An 18800-nucleotide genomic window follows, 5' to 3' on the forward strand; every position below is an offset into this window, starting at 1 on the left:
CGTTCGACTTGAATAGAACGCAGAGATAGAGAGGAAAGAGGAAATATGCCCTGTTTAACAGAAAATTATGATGTAGCGGTCGTCGGGGCGGGACACGCCGGCTGTGAGGCGGCGCTGGCAAGCGCGAGACTGGGACTTGAGACGATCGTGTTTACCGTCAGCGTGGACAGCATCGCCCTGATGCCGTGCAACCCGAATGTCGGCGGAAGCTCGAAGGGCCACTTGGTGCGCGAGCTGGATGCGCTCGGCGGCGAGATGGGAAAAAATATAGATAAAACCTTTATACAGTCCAAGATGCTCAACCAGTCTAAGGGACCGGCGGTGCATTCGCTCCGCGCGCAGGCGGACAAGCAGGAATACACCCGCCAGATGCGCCGTACCATGGAAAATACCGATCACCTGACGATCCGTCAGGGAGAGGTGGCAGAGCTGATCGTGGAAGAAGGTCAGATCAAAGGACTGAAAACGTACTCCGGCGCGACGTATTACTGCAAGGCGGTGGTGCTGGCAACGGGAACGTACCTGAAAGCGAGATGTATCTATGGCGATGTGAGCAATCCGACCGGACCGAATGGTCTGCAGGCGGCAAACCATCTGACAGATTCCCTGAAAAAGCTGGGAATCGAGATGTTCCGTTTCAAGACGGGCACACCGGCGCGTGTCGATAAGCGCAGCATCGATTTTTCTAAGATGGAAGAGCAGTTCGGCGATGAGAGGGTTGTGCCATTTTCTTTTTCCACCGATCCGGAGTCGGTGCAGAAGGAGCAGGTGTCCTGCTGGCTGACCTATACCAATGAGAAAACACATGAGATCATCCGCAACAACCTGGATCGATCGCCCCTCTTTTCGGGCGCGATCGAGGGAACAGGTCCGCGTTACTGTCCATCGATCGAGGATAAGGTGGTAAAATTTCCAGATAAGAACCGTCATCAGGTTTTTGTCGAGCCGGAGGGAATTTATACGAATGAAATGTATCTGGGCGGTATGTCCAGTTCCCTGCCGGAGGATGTGCAGTACGCGATGTACCGTACCGTGCCGGGACTCGAAAATGTAAAAATTGTTCGAAATGCATATGCAATTGAGTACGATTGTATCAATGCACGCCAGTTAAAGGCATCGCTGGAATTTAAGGCGATCCGGGGATTGTTCAGCGGCGGTCAGTTTAACGGAAGCTCCGGTTATGAGGAAGCGGCGGTACAGGGCTTTATGGCGGGTGTCAATGCGGCGCGCGAAGTGCTGGGAAAAGAACCGATCATCCTCGACCGTTCCCAGGCATATATCGGTGTCTTGATCGACGATCTGGTTACCAAAGAAAACCATGAACCGTACCGGATGATGACGTCGCGTGCGGAATACCGCCTGCTTTTGCGTCAGGACAACGCGGATCTGCGTCTTTCCCCGATCGGGCATGAGATTGGACTGGTCAGTGATGCGATGTATGAGCGTGTCCTCTGGAAAGAAAAAATGATCGAGGAAGAGGCAAAGCGTCTGGAGAAGATCAACATTGGCGCTGGAAAAGAAGTGCAGGAATTTTTAGAGCGCCACGGAAGCACCCCGCTCAAGACCGCGGCAACGCTGGCAGAGCTGGTACGCCGTCCGGAGTTAAGCTATGAAGCACTGGCAGAGCTGGATCCGAACCGTCCGGAACTTCCGGAAGATGTGATCGAGCAGATCAACATCAACATCAAGTATGACGGCTATATCCGCCGCCAGCTGCAGCAGGTTGCACAGTTCAAGAAGATGGAGAGCCGGAAGCTGGATGAAAACTTCGACTATTCCACGGTCGGAAGCCTGCGCCGTGAGGCAGTACAGAAATTAAATCTCTATAAACCGGCAAATATCGGTCAGGCATCCCGAATCGCGGGCGTGTCACCGGCGGATATTTCGGTGCTGCTGGTACACTTAGAGCAGAGCCGCCATGCGGGACATGGGGAAGAGAAGAAAGAACTGTAAATATAGAAACGAGCGGATTCAGAGTTACTGTACACGGGCAGGCACTTTTGGAACCGAAAGTGCCGTAAGAAAACCTGGTGGCAGGAGGAATTTGCCGTATTTAAATGCGAAGCCACGGCAAATTCCGTTACTGGGCACGTATGCGTGAACAGTAACGAGTCAGAGACTGCATGGAAACAGGTAAACGCATTGCAGCAACTCAAAATGTAAGATTGATAAGAACCTGAGAAAAAATAGAACATATCATAAAGGATATATTTATGGCAGAAGAAAATAAAGTAGAAAGCGGTGTGGTTCTGCCTCCGGCAGACTTTACCGAGCAGCTTCAGAAAGAAGCGCAGGAGATGGGCGTCACGTTAAATGAACACCAGATCAAGCAGTTCTACGATTACTATGAACTGTTGATTCATTGGAATACGATGGTGAATCTGACAGCGATCACGGAACAGAAGGAAGTTGTGACCAAACATTTTTCGGATAGTCTGGCACTTGTGAAAGCGGTGCCGGATCTGGCAGAGAAAGAGTATACGTTGATCGATGTTGGAACGGGAGCTGGATTTCCGGGTATCCCGTTAAAGATTGCATTTCCAAATTTAAAGGTCACGCTTCTCGATTCTTTAAATAAGCGGATCAACTTTCTGAACGAGGTAATTCAGGCATTGGAACTGGAAAAAATTCAGGCGGTTCACGGACGGGCGGAGGATGCGGCACATGATAATGTTTCACGTGAAACATTTGATTTCTGCGTTTCACGCGCGGTGGCAAATCTGTCCACGCTGTCGGAATACTGCCTGCCGTTTGTCAAGGTGGGTGGCTGGTTTGTGCCGTACAAATCGGGCAAACTGGAGGAAGAGATGAAGACGGGAAAAGGTGCGATCCGCAAGCTGGGCGGCGAGCTGGAGGATGTGATTTCCTTCCACCTTGCCAATGAGGATGAGCGTAACCTGGTCCGGATTCATAAGACAGAGAGGACGGGAAAGAAGTATCCGAGAAAAGCGGGAACGCCGTCGCGGGAGCCGCTGAAATAAAGCAATCAAAAGGTAGATAGAGAAAGACTGTATATGGAACACGTAGGATATGCAGTCTTTCTTTTTCATATAGGCGGGGTTTAAACAAAAATGTATGACTGAATATTTGTTCTGGAAGATTGTGTTCCAGAAGCCGTATCAGGCATATGACAGAGGAAATCTGGAGAAGCGGGTAGAGGCGATGGCAGAGCTGGAAATAATAGGGAAAATTTATAAAATTTGAGTTTTCGTTACAGAATATAGTTTTTTTGTGCGAAAGTCGAAGAGATCGAGTGGGAATAATGTAGAATAAAGAGGAGCATTCCGGGGGTTTTGTTTGTATATAGATAGTGCGGCGGGACCTGGATGAAACATTAGGACCGTTCCTATCAAGAAGAAACAAACAAGGCGTACGGAAGGATGACGCTGTGAATATGAAAGATACTGGAAAAATGGTATCTGCATCATGGCATGAGTATGAAAAAGCAATTTTTATGGAGATGTGGGAAAGAGAGAGTAGCTGTTCACGGGTAGGCACTTTTGGAACCGAAAGTGCCGTAAGAAAACGTGGTGGCAGCAGGAATTTGCCGTATTTAAATGCGAAGCCACGGCAAATTCCGTTACTGGGCACGTATGCGTGAACAGTAATAAGCTTCGTCCTATGACGAAAAAACGCTCCGCGGTATGCATACGCATTATCCTTTTTTAAGAAAAAAACATATGGATCGCATCCATCACGGCATCTGGCTGTTCTAACTGCGGCAGATGTTTGGTCTTTGGGATGATAGAGGACTCGATTGCGGAATTATAAATCTTGTAATCCTGAATCGTCGCCTCGATCATCGGTTCCTCGGAACCGCCGATGATGAAGATGCTGTTGTCGATCTTCCTGAGAGCATTGGAAATATTGCACTTGGTATAGCGGCATTCAATACTGGAGAAGATCGCTTTCGGACATTCACCGAGATGTGCGGCTTCGTGGCTGCGGTCGATCTGAACCGGTTTTACGGTATACGGATTGTAAAAATATTTGGTGCGGAATGCCTCTTCGATCATAGAGCGGCTGCACGCAATGTGGTAAATGAGCGTTCCAGCCAGCGGGAGATCCAGAAGAAGCTTATAAAGCTTGGCATTTTTACCCGGAAGCTGACAACAGTCGGTAAGGCTGCTCGGGTTGATGAGCATGATCTGATCAAACAGTTCTGGAGAGTTGCTGCACGCCATGATGGACAGTGCCGCTGAATCACCGGTGGAGAGAATGTTGGTCCGATGTCCGATCTCAGATTTGATAAAATCACAGATCAGCTGGACAAACAGGTAATTTGTGTAGGTCAGGTTCGGCTTCTCGGAGCGTCCGCAGCCGAGAAGGTCGAGCGTGTAGACGGTGTAGGAGCGGCTGAGCTGTTCGCGGATGGATTCCCACTCATAGCCGCTCGATGCAAAGTGCAGATCGTGAATTAACAGAAGCGGTTTGCCGGAACCGCATTTTGTATAGTAGATATTTCCCAGCCGCCATTTGTAACAGAGAGAATTCTCTTCCCGGGTCAGACCGCGGGAGGTGGCAGAAAATTGAATATATTTATTTAAAAGTGCCAGTGAAACTGCGCCGCCGGCGGACAGCATCAGGCAGGTCATGATCTTGTTTTTTGTGTTCATATAGAAAGCTCCTTTTGAATCGAAAAATTAAACTCGAAAATATCTCATCAAGTAATTCTATTATACCATAAATACTAAATTCAGCTATCGCCTTTGGCTTGGCTTCATTAAGTATTTAGGTATGACTCGCACTAGGATCGAAAATGCATCGCTAAGTGTTCATATATATCATATGAACGTATTCTCACCCGTCCACTCACGAACCCGCGCTATCGCGCTCTACCGCCCTGCTTCGCATGGCTGTTCGTTCGTTAATGGCGCAAGAAAAGAATATGTCTGCTTCGCAGCCGCATTCTTTTCTTCTGCGCTCATTATACCATGACCACTAAATTCGTGAAACACCTCATTAAGTGGTCAGGTATATGTTCTCACTAGACTCGAAAATACCTCGTCAAGTGTTCACATTATATCACGATTCGCATCTTCGATGCTTACCGCTGCTGACGCAGCTATCGTGATCACCATTCGCCGTTCGCCATAAATCTGCAAGCAGCTTTCTGGCCCACTTGCGCTCATTATATCATATTTTCCTGTATTCCAGTTCAGCTATTTCCAGCGTATTTTTCACAGAATATCTGTTCACAGATGTGTGCCCAAGTAACGGGATTTTGCCGATGCTTCGCATTTCAAATTGGAAAAATCTGCAACCAGAACTGTAGCGTTCGAAATTTTCAGTTCAGAAAATTTCTACCTGTGAATAGTTATGAATATGACATTTTATGTAAACAAAATTTCATTGAAAATCGATATTAAATTCATTATAATGTTCACGTATCAAAAAATCAATCGATGGGGAAAGAAATGCGCGATATGATAAAGAAGGAAAATAAGTTATGCTTTCAGCATCGTATGGAACGGAAGACAGAGAAATCTTTTCAGTTGTCGGCGGGCAGGCAGCGGCTGCTGGCGGAAACGATACGCGAACTGAAGCTGGAAGGGCGCTTAGACGAGGAGAAGCTGGCGATGCAGCATGGTACGACATCCATTTACCGCCACAGCCTCAATGTTGCCTACACAAGCCTTTGGATGATGGAACGGTGGCAGATTCGCTTGGAACCAAAATCACTTGTGAGAGGGGCACTGCTGCACGATTATTTTTTGTATGACTGGCATCAGAAGGATTCCTCGCACCGCCTGCACGGCTTCCGTCACCCGAAAACAGCGCTTGGAAATGCACAGAGAGATTACCATTTAAATTGGAAGGAAAAAAATATCATCGCACGTCATATGTTTCCGCTGATACCGGTGCCGCCTCAGTGCCGCGAGGCATGGATTGTGTGTCTGGCAGATAAATGGTGTGCTCTGGGGGAGACGGTGGAGCCGATGTTTCACGTGAAACATTTTAAATGAAATTTTTCTAAAAAAGTAGGAAATGAGTTTTAAGTGTGTTATACTATTAGGCAAGACAAGAACGGGAAAAAGCTGGAAATCGCTGTGCGGATGCTTGCGGGAAGGCTTTTTCCTGTCTTTCATGTGAGATAAAACCGAGGAAATGGAAGGAATACGGTATGGGACGAACGATTGCGATTGCAAATCAGAAGGGCGGCGTAGGTAAAACGACAACGGCGATCAACCTGTCGGCATGCCTGGCAGAGGCGGGACAGAGGGTTCTGACGATCGATTTTGATCCGCAGGGAAATGCAACCACTGGTTTGGGATTGGAAAAAGAACAGATTGAAGATACAGTCTATGAGCTGCTTTTGGGCGATTGCACACTGGAGGACTGTCTGATGCGCGATGTTCAGGAAAATCTGGATGTTCTTCCTTCGGATTCGAATCTGGCAGGAGCTGAGATTGAACTTCTGGATGTGGAAAATAAAGAGTCGGTGTTAAACGGTTATCTGGAGACAATCCGCGATCAGTATGATTTTATTATCATCGACTGCCCGCCGTCGCTGAGTCTTTTGACGATCAATGCGCTGGTAGCGGCAGATACGGTGCTGGTGCCAATCCAGTGCGAATATTATGCGCTGGAAGGACTGAGCCAGGTACTCCGGACGATCGGTCTGGTCCGGAAAAAGATGAATCCGTCGCTGGAGCTGGAGGGCGTGGTATTTACCATGTATGATGCGAGAACGAATCTCTCCCTGCAGGTCGTAGAGAATGTAAAACAGAACTTAAATGAGCGGATTTACAAGACGATCATACCGAGAAATGTGCGACTGGCGGAGGCGCCGAGCCACGGAATGCCGATCAACCTGTACGACAGCCGTTCGACCGGTGCAGAGAGCTACCGTCTGCTGGCAGCAGAGGTGATCAGCCGGGGAGAAGAGCTGTAGGCAGGAAAATAACGGTGAAGTGAAATTCAGAAAGGATGCCTGCCGGGGGCGTCGGGAGGTTCGTGAGGAGGAAGGAAATGTCAAAGAGAACGGGGCTTGGCAGAGGACTGGGAGCTTTTTTTGGAAATGATTACGAGGATGCAGAAGCGGGAAAAAGCAGCGCAAAGCCATCGGATGAAGCCGGAAAAAAGACTTCCATTCGTGAGACGGAACAGGAGATAGAGAAAAAGAGCCTGGAAGAGCTGGATATGGTGCTTCCGGGATCTAAAAAACAGAAAAAATCGGCGTCTGCCGGAAAGACAGCTGCGAAAACAGTGGGAAAAGGCAGCCGTGTGGGAGTTGCAAAGGCATCCGGAAAGACGACGACAGAAGGAAAAACCCGCACAGCCGGGGAGACGGCGGCAAAATCGAAGACACAGACGGCAAAAGCGGAGCCGGTCGTAAAGATCGTTGAGGTGGAAAAAGAGAAATTTCTAAATATTTCGGAGATTGAGCCAAATGTCAGCCAGCCGCGTAAGATGTTTGATGAAGAACAGCTCGGAGAGCTGGCAGAATCCATCCGCCGTTACGGCGTGCTGCAGCCGCTTCTGGTTCAGAAAAAGGGCGATCGTTATGAGCTGATTGCCGGAGAGCGCCGGTGGAGAGCTGCCAAACTGGCAGGATTTCGGGAAGTTCCGGTGATCGTGCGCGAGTATACGAGACAGCAGACGATGGAGATCGCCCTGATCGAGAATGTACAGCGTGCAGATTTAAATCCGATTGAGGAGGCGAAAGCCTACCAGATGCTGATTCAGGAGTTTGGGCTGCGTCAGGAGGACGTGGCAGAGCGCGTAGCGAAGAACCGTGCGACGATCACGAACAGCATGCGTCTTTTGAAACTGGATGAGAGAGTGCAGGAGATGCTGATTCAGGACCGGCTTACCGGAGGTCATGCGAGAGCGCTTCTTTCGCTGGAAGATGGTGAAAAACAGTACCAGTTGGCGCTTAAAATAGTAGAAAATCATTTGAGCGTCCGCGAGGTCGAGCGTCTGGTGAAAGAGCTTTTGAAGCCGAAAAAGGCGAAAAAGAAAGCAGAGCCGGAACGCGATATGGAGGTCTTTTTCAAGGATGTGGAAGAGAAGCTGAAAGGAGTTATGGGAACGAAGGTTTCGATCAACCGCAAGGATAAGAATAAAGGCAGAATCGAGATCGAATACTATTCATCAGCGGAACTGGAACGTCTGATTGAGCTTTTGGAGTCATTAAGACAGTAATCACACAAAATTCGTCCCAGGGGACGGATGATGGGAAATGAGGAATGAAAGATGGAGAGCAGTATTTTTAGCGGGATTGGCATCGATCCGGGGGTTATCGTGATCGTTCTGGCGATCCTGACACTCATATCATTTATTGCGTCCGTCATCTGTTTTTCGCAGTATAGGAAGTTGTATCGCAGATATGATATGTTTATGCGGGGAAAAGATGCGGAGACGCTCGAAGACACGATCATGGAACTGGTGGATGAGACCGAGTATCTGCGGGCAAAGGACGGAGATACAAAACGCCTGGTGGATTCGGTTGTCTCCAAGGCGCAGGCTGGATACCAGAAAACCGGTATTGTCAAGTACAATGCGTTTAAGGGCATGGGCGGCAATCTGAGTTTTGTCATTGCCATGCTGGATGATAACAACACGGGATTTGTGCTGAATTCTGTTCACAGCCGTGAAGGCTGTTACCTGTATCTGAAGGATGTCGTAGAGGGCAAGACCGAGGTGCTTTTAGGAAGTGAAGAGAAGGAAGCACTGGAGCGTGCGCTTGGGTATAAGTAAGGAAAATAAAGGATAGAAATGAGGCGGCTGTATGTGTTGGCAGCAGCTGCGGATTGTAGTTAGAAGGAGTCAATATGCATCGTTTTTTGCGAGCTGCCGGATTTAGTATGTATCAGAAGAAGAAGGACATCCGTGCCTTGCTTCGCTGTCTGGCGAGAGAGGCGGGAACCTCCAGCTGTCTTCAGCTTGACAGGGAGACCGAATTATATGAGATCAAGACAGAAGTTGCGCCGGGGATCGGCGTGGCGATGTATGGGGAGCTGAATGAGCAGGATGAGATGGAGATAGAGTATTATTATCCCTATATCCTGAACGAGGAGGTAACCTCGCGGGCAGAATGTTCCATTCAGCGTCATACGGAGAAGGAAACCTATGCGGGGCTTCTGGATGAGTATAAGGTAGGGCTTTCGCTGATCTTTTATCTCTTGAATCCGATCGAATACAGGGAGTGTTACCGGAAAGAGCGCGAGCGCTTACAGGTGACTTCGGTCAGCCTGGCAGGATTTGCCAATCGGGGCAAGGTGCTTCTTCCGATCAAAAAGACGGCGCTGCAGATTGAAAAAGCCAAAGTGGCGGCGAAAAACCGGGATGAACTTTTGGAAGCGGCAAAAAATGGCGACGAGGATGCGATGGAGTCCTTAACAATCGAGGATCTGGATCTCTATTCGATGGCATCGCGCCGGGCGACGAGAGAGGATATTTATTCGATCGTCGATACAACTTTTATGCCAAGCGGGATCGAGTGCGATCAGTATTCGATTTTAGGCGAGATCAAAGAGGTTGTATGTAAGAAAAACCGGTTTACCGGCGAGGAAATCTATGATCTCAAGGTGGAATGCAACGAGCTGTATTTCCGCGTAGGTATCAATAAGATAGACCTGCTTGGAGAACCGCTTCCGGGACGTCGGTTTAAAGGAAAAATATGGATGATGGGAACGGCTCATTTTGCGTAAAGGTCTATAAAAAATCGTCGGTTCCAAAAGTGCCTACCCGTGAACAGTTACACAGAAATTACATACGGAGCAGGCAGGAAGAGAAAATAGTTGCGGAACACATGAAAATGAATTATAATAAAATGCAGTATGAAAATACGATATATGTTTCACGTGAAACATATAAATCTCTGTAGCTCAGTAGGATAGAGTATTCGCCTCCTAAGGTAGAACCATGGCGGAACCTTTTTGAAGAAAAAGGGTAGCGTTTGAGGGTCACTTAAGGAAGCGAAATCTGAAAAATTAGAAGAGATAAGAAAGAGATAATTCATCACGAAAGTGATTGAGTTCATAAAGTTGGTCGCCGTGACCGAAAAGGCTGAAAAAGCCCGAAAATACGGCATTTGTTCCCATAGTTAAATGGATATAACAAGCGCCTCCTAAGAATATGTTATAACGACCGCCTTTCGGGCAAAGGCGATTGACATTGAGTAAGTTTAAGACTAAAATTGAATAGATTTTAAAGATGTTTCCGTAGCTCAGCTGGATAGAGCGACCGCCTCCTAAGCGGTAGGTCGGGTGTTCGAATCACCTCGGGAACGCCAAAAACTCCGCCGGAAAACCCAGTAAAATCAAGGGTTTCCGGCGTTTTTTCATTTTTACGGAAAAAGTGAAAAATCGTAAAATTCACAGATTTTCATTAGCAAAATCTCCGTCAGCTAATGGAAATTAGGACGAATGTCGTCCGCCTTTCAGGTGAACGACTTGCTAATAAAAATTAGCAGGATTTTCGCTATTTTGCTAATGAAAATGCCCTCTCTGCTAATGGCAGAAAAATTCGAGCAAAATTCCTGCTAATGAATAAGGCGTTCGTTACCCTGTTAATTCGTTCATTTAGGGGTGGTCAAGCGACAATCGCACACTACTTCTATGCCATTTCTTATTATATAATTGCGGTAACAGGAGGTGGTTGTTTTGAAAGAACAAAAATATCATTTATACCTTTCCAAGGACGAATACAGCGAAGTGCTGCAATCACTTATCCGTTTGAAGAACAGCCTGATAGCACAAGGCAGATACACGGACGCAGCAGATGATATTCTTTGCAAGGTGCTTTCAGCCAAGAAAAGAAAGTTCAAAATCAAATATATCTGAACACGAATAAAGACCGCCTACACTTTTGTAAGCGGTCTTTGCTAATTTAGAGTAAGTTAGACAAACTGGAATTTATTAGGCAAACAGAATAAGTGCAACACCTGTGATAAGCAGAACTATACCAACAACAAACTCTATCATTCCCACTTTCTTTGCGTATTCTTCTTTCTTCCGACCGGCTTTGAAATCCGCCTCAAAACCGTTGATAAGATTGTATTTCTTTTTAAAGTAAATGAAGTATCCAAACAGAAGGAATGCCAATCCCAGAACTACAGCCAATACCTTTAGGAATATCATATAAACACCTCCACAAAAAATTCAAATTTGTCTTTCTCTTAATTTCCTATTATACACCAAAATTATGAATATTTCTACCCGCCGTCTATTGACCTCAATTAAGAGGAAAGTAGGTGGCTTTTTTTGTTAGCAAAAAAATTTTCAAGAAATTTTGAAAAAACACCCCCCAAAAACGCTCTCCCATTTCAAACAAGTGAAGGGGTTAATTCCGAGCCACGAAAAGGTCAGCCCTTTCACTTGTATTTTGACAACTGAATAAACCATTCACTAAGACTTTAATTCTGATGATTTTAGCCACCTTATCGGGTACGCCGTGACTTCTGCATTGCAGAACAGCGAGAACTCCCGGTATAGGTAACAGGTTGCCCCTGTTACGGCGATGACAGTCAGAAGGATAATGATACTTCTCTACGGAGCTGGCGGAGTACCCGGCAGAGGTGAAATTCCTATGATACAGATTAGCAGTCTGTTCCTTAGTGACTTCCCGTGAGCTTATTGCTCGGCAAGGGGTGTTGAGAACAAATATTGCCCGACCGGTTAGGAAATGAGCCGGTCAAGTACATAGCCATACTGCGATGGCTATGAATTTCACGAAAGGAGGACGCACAAAGTGTCGAACTGCAAAACGATTGCGATATGCAATCAAAAAGGCGGAGTTGGAAAGACGACCACTACGGTAAACCTCGGCGTCGGTCTTGCAATGCAGGGAAAGAAAGTGCTGCTCATAGACGCAGACCCACAGGGCGACTTAACCACTTGTCTCGGTTGGCAGGATACAGACAACTTGGGTATCACGCTTGCAACGAAACTCACAGATGTCATAAATGAAACGATGAATGACCCTACGGTCGGTATTCTGCACCACGACGAAGGTGTTGACCTTATTCCGGCAAACCTTGAGCTTTCAGCAATGGAGTTTAACCTTGTCAACGCAATGAGCAGAGAGACGGCATTGAGAAACTATCTCAGCGAAGTGAAGGAGAAATACGACTATATCTTAATAGATTGTATGCCTTCCCTCGGAATGGTAACAATCAATGCTCTATCTGCGGCAGACAGCGTAATAATTCCTGTTCAGGCTCAGTATTTACCGGCAAAAGGTATGACGCAGCTTGTTCAGACCATTTCACGAGTTAAGAAGCGTATCAATCCGGGCTTAAAGATTGACGGTATGCTTCTCACTTTGGTGGATAGCCGTACCAACCTCGCCAAAAGCACGGTAGAAGCTCTGAGAGAGAACTTCGGTAGTCAAATCAAGATGTATCGAACATATATCCCGATTGCCGTAAAAGCCGCAGAGACTTCTTCCAAAGGCAAGAGCATTTTTGCCTACGAACCGGGCAGCACGGTGTCAAAAGCGTACACCGAATTTACAAAGGAGGTGTTAGCCGATGGCAGGAAGAAAGAGCGACTTCACTCTCACGAAGCTCGATGACTTATTCTCGACGCAGGAACAGAGAGATGAAGAAAAACTTTCAAAAATCCGAGATATTCCCTTGACTGAGATTGACGATTTCCCCGACCACCCTTTTAAGGTGCGTGATGACGAGGATATGGCACAGCTCATTGAGAGTATTAAGGAACGAGGGGTAATCACTCCGGCGACGGTAAGGCAGAAAGAGGACGGCAGATACGAACTCATATCGGGACACAGACGAAAGCGAGCCTGTGAGCTTGCCGGGTTTGATACTCTCCGTTGTGAGGTCGTTGAACTGAACCGAGACGAAGCCACGATTTTAATGGTTGAGAGCAACTACCAAAGGTCGCAGATACTTCCCTCGGAAAAAGCCTATGCCTACAAAATGCGTTTGGAAGCATTGAGCAGACAAGGCAAAAGAACAGACCTAACTTCCGACCCAGTGGGTTGGAAGTCAAGCGGAAAAGAAACAGCACAACTAATTGGAGAGCAGTCGGGTGACAGTCAAACCCAAGTTCGCAGATATATTCGCCTTACAAACCTTGTTCCCGAACTTTTGGAATATGTTGATGAGGGGCGAATTAAAATGCGACCGGCGGTTGAATTGTCTTTTCTCGATGAGGACAGTCAGCGTGATGTGGTTGATGAAATCGACCTGAACGACGCAACCCCGTCCCACGACCAAACAATCCGTATGCGAAAGTTCTTTGAGGAGGGCAAGCTCACAACCGAAGCAATCCAAGCGATTATGTCGGAGGAAAAACCAAACCAAAGGGAGAAAATTGTTTTGAGGGGCGATAGGGTTCGACAGCTTATCCCGAAGAATATTCCCATAAGCCAAACGGAGGATTTTGTGTGCAAGGCATTGGAGCATTACAACAAGTTTCTGCGAAGCAGAGCCGACCGTGACAGCCGATAGCCTTCCCCCTTTCTCACACTCTAACCCCTATATATACCGGCTATTAACCTGCTGAAAAATATACTCTATCTCCCTTGAGTATATCTATCTCTAATAACATATAGCTGTCTATAAAAGGGTTCGCACATTTGGAGCAAAAGCAAAATGTCTGCTACGATAAAAAGTTCAGCCAATCGCACCTTTGATGTTTTGACCGGTTTTGATTACGATTAAGGCAGAAAGGAGCGATGGATATGAAAAACAGGCTGATACCTTGTGTTCTTGCCTGCCTGATGATTTTCCTCGTAGGTTGTAACGGTAACACAGCCAAAGAAGCTGCACAGGAGATTACGAAAACAGAGACTTCTTTTCCGGCTGGTAATACCGAAACAGATTCTCAGGAAGAAACGGCAGAAGAACCGGAAAGCACGACAGTTCAGGAAGAAACACCGATTACGGCAGAAGAAAGCCAATCAACCGCTGAAAGGCAGACGGTTGCGACTGTTCAGACAAAACCGGCGGAAGAAAAAACGGCTGATACTCCTGCAACCGAAAAGCCAAAGGCAGAGCCACCGAAGCAGACAACCACGCAGGCTGAACCCGAAAAACAAACGGAACAGCCAAAAGAACAGACAACTGCCGAACAAAAGCCGGTTGAAAAACCGACTGAAAAGCCGGCAGAACCGAAACCGACAGAGCCGCACAAGCAGACATTCGATGTCAGCCCTTATGTTAGTTACGCAAAAGAGTATGCGGTAAGCATAGGGCTTTCTCTTGACATCACGGCGACAGAATGTTGGGACAACCCCATATCCGCAAATCCTAACCGAAGCGGTATCAAGTCTGATATTGAAAGCAGACTGAACCGATACAAGAACAGCGAGGGTTTTACCGCTGTGTGGATATGGACAGAAAAGCTATCCGATACGGATTACAACATCTATATCGGCTACTGCTAAAACAAAATAATTTTAAGCGGACGCACTGAGTAAAATCGGTGCGTTTTTGCATTTCAAGGAGGAAAACGCAATGGTTAAAACAAAATTCAAGAAAGCCGTCTCGCTTATGTTGGCGGCGGTTATGAGCCTTACTGCTTTTACGGGCATTGGGGCAACGACAGCCTTTGCAGCCGTAGGAGAAAAAGCCGATGTGTACCTCGTCGATTATCCCCGAAGCGGAGATACCAATAACAACGGCGAATGGGGACACGGCAATCTCAACTATATGAACGGTTGGAAAGGCTTGTCCACAAAATATACAGGACTTCGTGCAATGGGTTCGTATTCGGGCAATATTGCCTACTGTATTGAACCGGGTACAGGTCAGCGGACTGGAGATACTCTCACCGAAAAGGACGAGAACTTCTTTAATAACATCAGCCCGAACGGAACGATTTCCGGCGATGACATTCGCCTGCTTATCGGTCGTATCTTGCAGTACGGCTACCGTGGAGGTATTTCGACAAGCTGGAAGTCGCAGAATGAAAGCGACGCAAACTGCATCGCACACGCTTATGCCACTCAGATTTTGATTTGGGAAACGATTGTCGGAGAAAGAGACGCAGGCTTTAATCACGTTTCTACCAGCGGATACAATGCCGTGCTTGAATGTGTAAGCACTGCACACCCACTCCGCAGTAAAATCTTGTCGTACTACAACAGTATGGTAACAAGTGTTCAGAATCACACCAAAGTGCCGAGCTTCTGCACAAGGTCAAGCGGTTCTGCAAAGGTAAACGAGCTTGAATGGAACGGAAGCAAGTATGTTGCTACTCTCACCGATACAAACGGTGTGCTTGGCAATTACAACTTCTCGGCAAACATTGACGGGGTTTCTTTCTCTGTCAGCGGAAACAAATTGACTGTTTCGATGGAGAAAGCTCCGAGCAAGGAATTTACCATCACAGCCGCAAAAAAGAACGGTGTCCGCAGAGGTGTTGTCGTATGGTCTGACGGTATCCATCAGAACGGAAACGGCATTCAGGATGTGGTCACTTATGCTCAGGAGGTCAGTGACCCTGTCAGCGGCTTTGTCAAAATGAAGGTAAGCTACGGCTCTTGTCAGATTGTAAAGACAAGTGAGGACGGAAAGGTTGACGGCATTCAGTTTACCATAAGCGGTAACGGTGTCAATCAGACTGTAACAACCGCAAACGGCGGTAAATTCCAACTGGATAACCTTATGCCCGGTGTTTACACGGTAACAGAACAGTCTATCGACAAATATGTTCCGCAGGAGGTTCACAGAGTAACTGTTGTTGCCGGTCAGGTGTCAAAGGTCAATTTCAATAATGTTCTCAAAAGAGGTAATCTTCAGGTCATCAAATCTTCTGAGGATAACTTGGTTGAGGGCGTTACCTTCCATCTTTACGGCACATCTCTTTCCGGTATTGCTGTCGATGAGTATGCCGTGACAGATAAGAACGGTGTTGCTTCTTTTGATGATGTGCTTATCAGCGGCACTACCCCATACACCATTGAGGAAGTGGATACCGCAATCCGTTATGTTGTGCCTGCAAATCAGACCGCACCGATTAACTGGAAAGAAGTAACCACAAGAAACTTCACGAACATTCTCAAAAAGTTCAGCGTAACCGTAACAAAGAGCGACCGAGAGGAAGGCACACCGCAGGGCGACGCTACCCTTGCCGGAGCAGTTTACGGTATCTATAAAGGCGAAACCCTTGTGGACAAGTATGTGACGGATAAGAACGGGCAGTTTACCACAAAGGAATATGTCTGTGATAATGACTGGACAATCCGTGAAATCACGCCGTCCGAGGGTTATCTGCTTGATACGACTGTTCACAAGGTCGGTGCTGAACCGCAGCTTTATACGGTGGAACACAATCAGACAGCAAATGATGTTACCGAACAGGTTATGAAAGGCAATATCGCCATTATCAAGCACACCGATGACGGCGAAACTCAGATTGAAACACCGGAAAACGGAGCAACCTTTGAAATCTATCTCAAATCTTCCGGCAGTTTTGACGCAGCAGAAGAAGATGAAAGAGATGTCATTGTCTGTGATGAAAACGGTTTCGGGCAGACAAAGGATATGCCTTACGGCGTATATACCGTTCATCAGACCTCCGGTTGGGAAGGTCGTGAGCTGATGAAGAACTTTGATGTGTTCATTGCTCAGGACGGACAGACCTACCGCTATCTTATCAACAACGCAAACTTTGAAAGCTATATCAAGGTTGTCAAGGTGGACGCAGAAAGCGGTAAAAACATTCCTTATGCCGGTGCAGGCTTCAAAATCTTTGACCCTGACGGCAATCAGGTAACAATGACCTTCACTTATCCTACTCCGACAACGATTGATACTTTCTACACCGACGCAAACGGACAGCTTGTGACACCGGAAAAACTGGAATACGGCAAGGGATATTCTCTTGTAGAAGTTCAGGCTCCTTACGGATATGTGCTTGACAGCACACCGGTGTACTTTGATGTGGCAGAGGAACATTCTTCCGATGAGGGTGGTATTACCGTGATTAAGGTCGATAAGCCTAATATGGCACAGAAAGGTACAGTCAGCATTGAAAAGACCGGCGAGGTGTTTTCAGGGGTAAATATCTCCGGCGTGGAAAACGCCGATGTGATTTATCAGCCTGTCTATGAAGTGAAAGGTCTTGCAGGTGCAGTTTATGAGATTAGCGCAGCAGAAGATATTATCACTCCCGACGGTACACTCCGTTATGCAAAGGGCGAGGTAGTAGATACTGTTACCACAGATGAAAACGGACTTGCCAAGAGTAAGGAGCTTTATCTCGGAAAATATACGGTGGTTGAAATTACTGCACCGGAGGGTATGGTCATCAACAAAGAAGCTCACGATGTTGAGCTGACTTATGCCGGTCAGGAAGTGTCTGTAACCGAAACCGCCACAAGCTTTGTAAACGACAGGCAGAAAGTAGCGGTAAGTCTTGAAAAGACTATTGAAAAGAACGACATCTTCAATATCGGCAACGGCGATGAAATGAAGAATATCAGCTTCGGACTTTTCGCCGCAGAAGAACTTGTTTCTGCAAGCGGTACTTCTATTCCGGCAGACGGACTGATTGAGATTATCTCACTTTCCGAGAACGGCAAGGCTGTTATCAAAACCGACCTTCCTTTCGGAAGCTACTATGTAAAGGAACTTGCCACCGATGAGCATTATATCCTTACCGACGCCAAGTATCCGTTCACTTTCAGCTATGCCGGTCAGGATACCGCAAATGTTGAGATTGCGGTCAATGACGGCAAGCCGATTGAAAACAAGCTCATTTACGGTTCTGTTTCCGGTAAGAAGATTACCGAAAACGGCGAAGCACTGGGAGGTGCTGTAATCGGTCTGTTTAAGGCTGATGAAACCGAATTTACAAAAGAAAATGCTTTGATGACTGCTACCTCCCAAAAAGACGGTAGCTTTTCTTTTGAGAAAGTACCGTATGGCAACTGGCTTGTAAGAGAAATCGAGCAGCCGGAGGGCTTCGTGCTTGATGAAACTTCTTATGAAGTTAAAATCTCCGAGGTCGCTCAGGTCATTGAGGTCGAAATCGTCAATGAGTATGTTCACGGCAATATCAAGTTGACTAAGGTCGATGAAGATTACCCGGACAACAAGCTGACAGGAGCGACCTTTGAGGTTTACAAAGATGTAAACGGCGACGGTAAACTGGATGACGCCGACGAGCTTATCGGAACTCTCTCCGAAACCTCTACCGGTATTTACGAGATGAAGGAACTTCTTTACGGAAAATACCTTGTAAGAGAAACCAAAGCACCGGATGGCTTTGAGCTTGATAAGGGTGTGTACTCTGTTTTCATTGAAAAAGATGAAACCACCTACGAGGTAGAAAACAAAGCCGGCGTCGGCTTTATTAACACAGCTATGAAAGGAAACCTGAAAATCGTTAAAACTTCCTCTGACGGTAAGGTTGAAGGCTTCACTTTCAGAGTTACAGGAGTAAACGGTTACGACCGAAGCTTCACGACCGATAAGAACGGCGAAATCATTATCGAGGGACTTCGTATCGGCGATTACACCATTTCCGAGGTTCAGGATAGTGTTTCTGCTTCCTATGTGCTTCCTGCGGATAAGATTGCAACCGTAAAGGTCGGTTCTACTACCGTTGTGGAAATGCACAATGAGCTGAGAGATACACCAAAGACCGGAGATAACAGCAATGTGGGCTTGTGGACGGCACTTGCGGGACTTTCTGCCCTCGGTATTGTCGGCACAGCCGTTGTTGCGTACAGAAAAAAGAAGAAGGAGGACAATGAGTAATGGACGCTAAAACAATCGTAGCAGTTGTATTAGTCGCCTTTATTATCGGCGGCTTTATCTTCTTGCAGATTAAGAACAGAAAGAAATAAGGAACGCTTGTGTGGGCGGAGTGAAAACT

Annotated in this window: 16 protein-coding genes and 1 tRNA gene; 15 read left to right on the plus strand and 2 right to left on the minus strand. The window is 46.9% G+C overall.

The features are described from left to right. The first annotated feature begins 45 nt into the window (after nucleotides 1–45). The 4 genes from mnmG (at nucleotide 46) to DW720_RS00120 (ending at nucleotide 3601) form a co-directional block, all read left to right on the plus strand. A complete protein-coding gene (gene mnmG / locus DW720_RS00110) occupies nucleotides 46–1953 on the plus strand; it encodes a tRNA uridine-5-carboxymethylaminomethyl(34) synthesis enzyme MnmG (protein ID WP_118493311.1) in 1908 nt (635 codons plus the stop codon). Between the two features lie 260 nt (nucleotides 1954–2213). Further along, complete coding sequence (gene rsmG, locus DW720_RS00115) at nucleotides 2214–2981, plus strand: 16S rRNA (guanine(527)-N(7))-methyltransferase RsmG (protein ID WP_118471741.1); 768 nt, start codon at nucleotides 2214–2216, stop codon at nucleotides 2979–2981. A 94-nt stretch (nucleotides 2982–3075) separates the two neighbouring features. After that, entirely contained in the window at nucleotides 3076–3204 is a 129-nt protein-coding gene (locus DW720_RS16095) for a hypothetical protein (protein WP_279221049.1), read from the plus strand. 184 nt (nucleotides 3205–3388) lie between these two features. Beyond that, on the plus strand, nucleotides 3389–3601 hold the full coding sequence (locus DW720_RS00120) for a hypothetical protein (RefSeq protein ID WP_118696089.1): 213 nt from the start codon (nucleotides 3389–3391) through the stop codon (nucleotides 3599–3601). 64 nt (nucleotides 3602–3665) lie between these two features. Here the strand turns inward: DW720_RS00120 and DW720_RS00125 are convergent, their stop codons facing one another. After that, nucleotides 3666–4616, minus strand: coding sequence for an alpha/beta hydrolase (locus DW720_RS00125; protein ID WP_022358786.1), 951 nt, complete (start codon nucleotides 4614–4616; stop codon nucleotides 3666–3668). A gap of 810 nt (nucleotides 4617–5426) precedes the next feature. Between DW720_RS00125 and DW720_RS00130 the strand changes: the two genes are divergently transcribed. The 7 genes from DW720_RS00130 to DW720_RS00160 all read left to right on the plus strand — a co-directional run bounded on the left by DW720_RS00130 (nucleotide 5427) and on the right by DW720_RS00160 (nucleotide 10790). Then, the gene (locus DW720_RS00130) at nucleotides 5427–5966 is read left to right on the plus strand and encodes an HD domain-containing protein (RefSeq protein WP_243023785.1); all 540 of its coding nucleotides are present in this window, start codon (nucleotides 5427–5429) and stop codon (nucleotides 5964–5966) included. A gap of 158 nt (nucleotides 5967–6124) precedes the next feature. Next, the gene (locus DW720_RS00135; protein WP_107000951.1) at nucleotides 6125–6895 is read left to right on the plus strand and encodes an AAA family ATPase; all 771 of its coding nucleotides are present in this window, start codon (nucleotides 6125–6127) and stop codon (nucleotides 6893–6895) included. Between the two features lie 77 nt (nucleotides 6896–6972). After that, nucleotides 6973–8148 (plus strand): ParB/RepB/Spo0J family partition protein, encoded by a 1176-nt coding sequence (locus tag DW720_RS00140; RefSeq protein WP_118749132.1) that lies wholly within the window; start codon nucleotides 6973–6975, stop codon nucleotides 8146–8148. A 51-nt stretch (nucleotides 8149–8199) separates the two neighbouring features. Further along, nucleotides 8200–8703 carry a DUF4446 family protein gene (locus tag DW720_RS00145; protein WP_107000950.1) on the plus strand — a complete coding sequence of 168 codons (504 nt, stop codon included), beginning with the start codon at nucleotides 8200–8202 and terminating at the stop codon, nucleotides 8701–8703. A gap of 74 nt (nucleotides 8704–8777) precedes the next feature. Further along, on the plus strand, nucleotides 8778–9656 hold the full coding sequence (locus tag DW720_RS00150; protein WP_118743221.1) for a DUF3881 family protein: 879 nt from the start codon (nucleotides 8778–8780) through the stop codon (nucleotides 9654–9656). Between the two features lie 507 nt (nucleotides 9657–10163). Continuing rightward, nucleotides 10164–10240, plus strand: a tRNA-Arg gene (locus DW720_RS00155). A gap of 370 nt (nucleotides 10241–10610) precedes the next feature. Beyond that, nucleotides 10611–10790: a hypothetical protein gene (locus tag DW720_RS00160; RefSeq protein WP_102364675.1), complete on the plus strand. Its 180-nt coding sequence runs from the start codon at nucleotides 10611–10613 to the stop codon at nucleotides 10788–10790. Nucleotides 10791–10865: 75 nt separating this feature from the next. Here DW720_RS00160 and DW720_RS00165 read toward each other — a convergent pair whose 3' ends face one another. Beyond that, nucleotides 10866–11087, minus strand: coding sequence for a DUF3784 domain-containing protein (locus DW720_RS00165; protein WP_015573075.1), 222 nt, complete (start codon nucleotides 11085–11087; stop codon nucleotides 10866–10868). A gap of 610 nt (nucleotides 11088–11697) precedes the next feature. On the opposite strand from DW720_RS00165, the gene DW720_RS00170 reads away from it, so the two are divergent. From DW720_RS00170 to DW720_RS00185, 4 genes are all read left to right on the plus strand, one after another. Continuing rightward, on the plus strand, nucleotides 11698–12522 hold the full coding sequence (locus DW720_RS00170) for a ParA family protein (protein WP_024721698.1): 825 nt from the start codon (nucleotides 11698–11700) through the stop codon (nucleotides 12520–12522). Continuing rightward, nucleotides 12479–13423: a ParB/RepB/Spo0J family partition protein gene (locus tag DW720_RS00175; protein WP_024721697.1), complete on the plus strand. Its 945-nt coding sequence runs from the start codon at nucleotides 12479–12481 to the stop codon at nucleotides 13421–13423. The genes DW720_RS00170 and DW720_RS00175 overlap by 44 nt, the downstream gene beginning before the upstream one ends. Before the next feature lie 233 nt (nucleotides 13424–13656). Further along, on the plus strand, nucleotides 13657–14361 hold the full coding sequence (locus tag DW720_RS00180; protein WP_024721696.1) for a hypothetical protein: 705 nt from the start codon (nucleotides 13657–13659) through the stop codon (nucleotides 14359–14361). A 70-nt stretch (nucleotides 14362–14431) separates the two neighbouring features. Next, nucleotides 14432–18682 (plus strand): SpaA isopeptide-forming pilin-related protein, encoded by a 4251-nt coding sequence (locus DW720_RS00185; RefSeq protein WP_015573073.1) that lies wholly within the window; start codon nucleotides 14432–14434, stop codon nucleotides 18680–18682. Nucleotides 18683–18800: the final 118 nt, after the last annotated feature.

This window comes from Clostridium sp. AM27-28 (genome assembly GCF_003480955.1).
GTDB classification, from domain to species: domain Bacteria; phylum Bacillota; class Clostridia; order Lachnospirales; family Lachnospiraceae; genus Otoolea; species Otoolea fessa.

Bases quoted from the DNA above. Each gene is read 5' to 3' on its own strand.
- mnmG (WP_118493311.1), top strand. From the start codon at position 46: ATGCCCTGTTTAACAGAAAATTATGATGTAGCGGTCGTCGGGGCGGGA.
- rsmG (WP_118471741.1), top strand. From the start codon at position 2,214: ATGGCAGAAGAAAATAAAGTAGAAAGCGGTGTGGTTCTGCCTCCGGCA.
- DW720_RS16095 (WP_279221049.1), top strand. From the start codon at position 3,076: ATGACTGAATATTTGTTCTGGAAGATTGTGTTCCAGAAGCCGTATCAG.
- DW720_RS00125 (WP_022358786.1), bottom strand. From the start codon at position 4,616: ATGAACACAAAAAACAAGATCATGACCTGCCTGATGCTGTCCGCCGGC.
- DW720_RS00130 (WP_243023785.1), top strand. From the start codon at position 5,427: ATGATAAAGAAGGAAAATAAGTTATGCTTTCAGCATCGTATGGAACGG.
- DW720_RS00135 (WP_107000951.1), top strand. From the start codon at position 6,125: ATGGGACGAACGATTGCGATTGCAAATCAGAAGGGCGGCGTAGGTAAA.
- DW720_RS00140 (WP_118749132.1), top strand. From the start codon at position 6,973: ATGTCAAAGAGAACGGGGCTTGGCAGAGGACTGGGAGCTTTTTTTGGA.
- DW720_RS00145 (WP_107000950.1), top strand. From the start codon at position 8,200: ATGGAGAGCAGTATTTTTAGCGGGATTGGCATCGATCCGGGGGTTATC.
- DW720_RS00150 (WP_118743221.1), top strand. From the start codon at position 8,778: ATGCATCGTTTTTTGCGAGCTGCCGGATTTAGTATGTATCAGAAGAAG.
- DW720_RS00165 (WP_015573075.1), bottom strand. From the start codon at position 11,087: ATGATATTCCTAAAGGTATTGGCTGTAGTTCTGGGATTGGCATTCCTT.
- DW720_RS00175 (WP_024721697.1), top strand. From the start codon at position 12,479: ATGGCAGGAAGAAAGAGCGACTTCACTCTCACGAAGCTCGATGACTTA.
- DW720_RS00180 (WP_024721696.1), top strand. From the start codon at position 13,657: ATGAAAAACAGGCTGATACCTTGTGTTCTTGCCTGCCTGATGATTTTC.
- DW720_RS00185 (WP_015573073.1), top strand. From the start codon at position 14,432: ATGGTTAAAACAAAATTCAAGAAAGCCGTCTCGCTTATGTTGGCGGCG.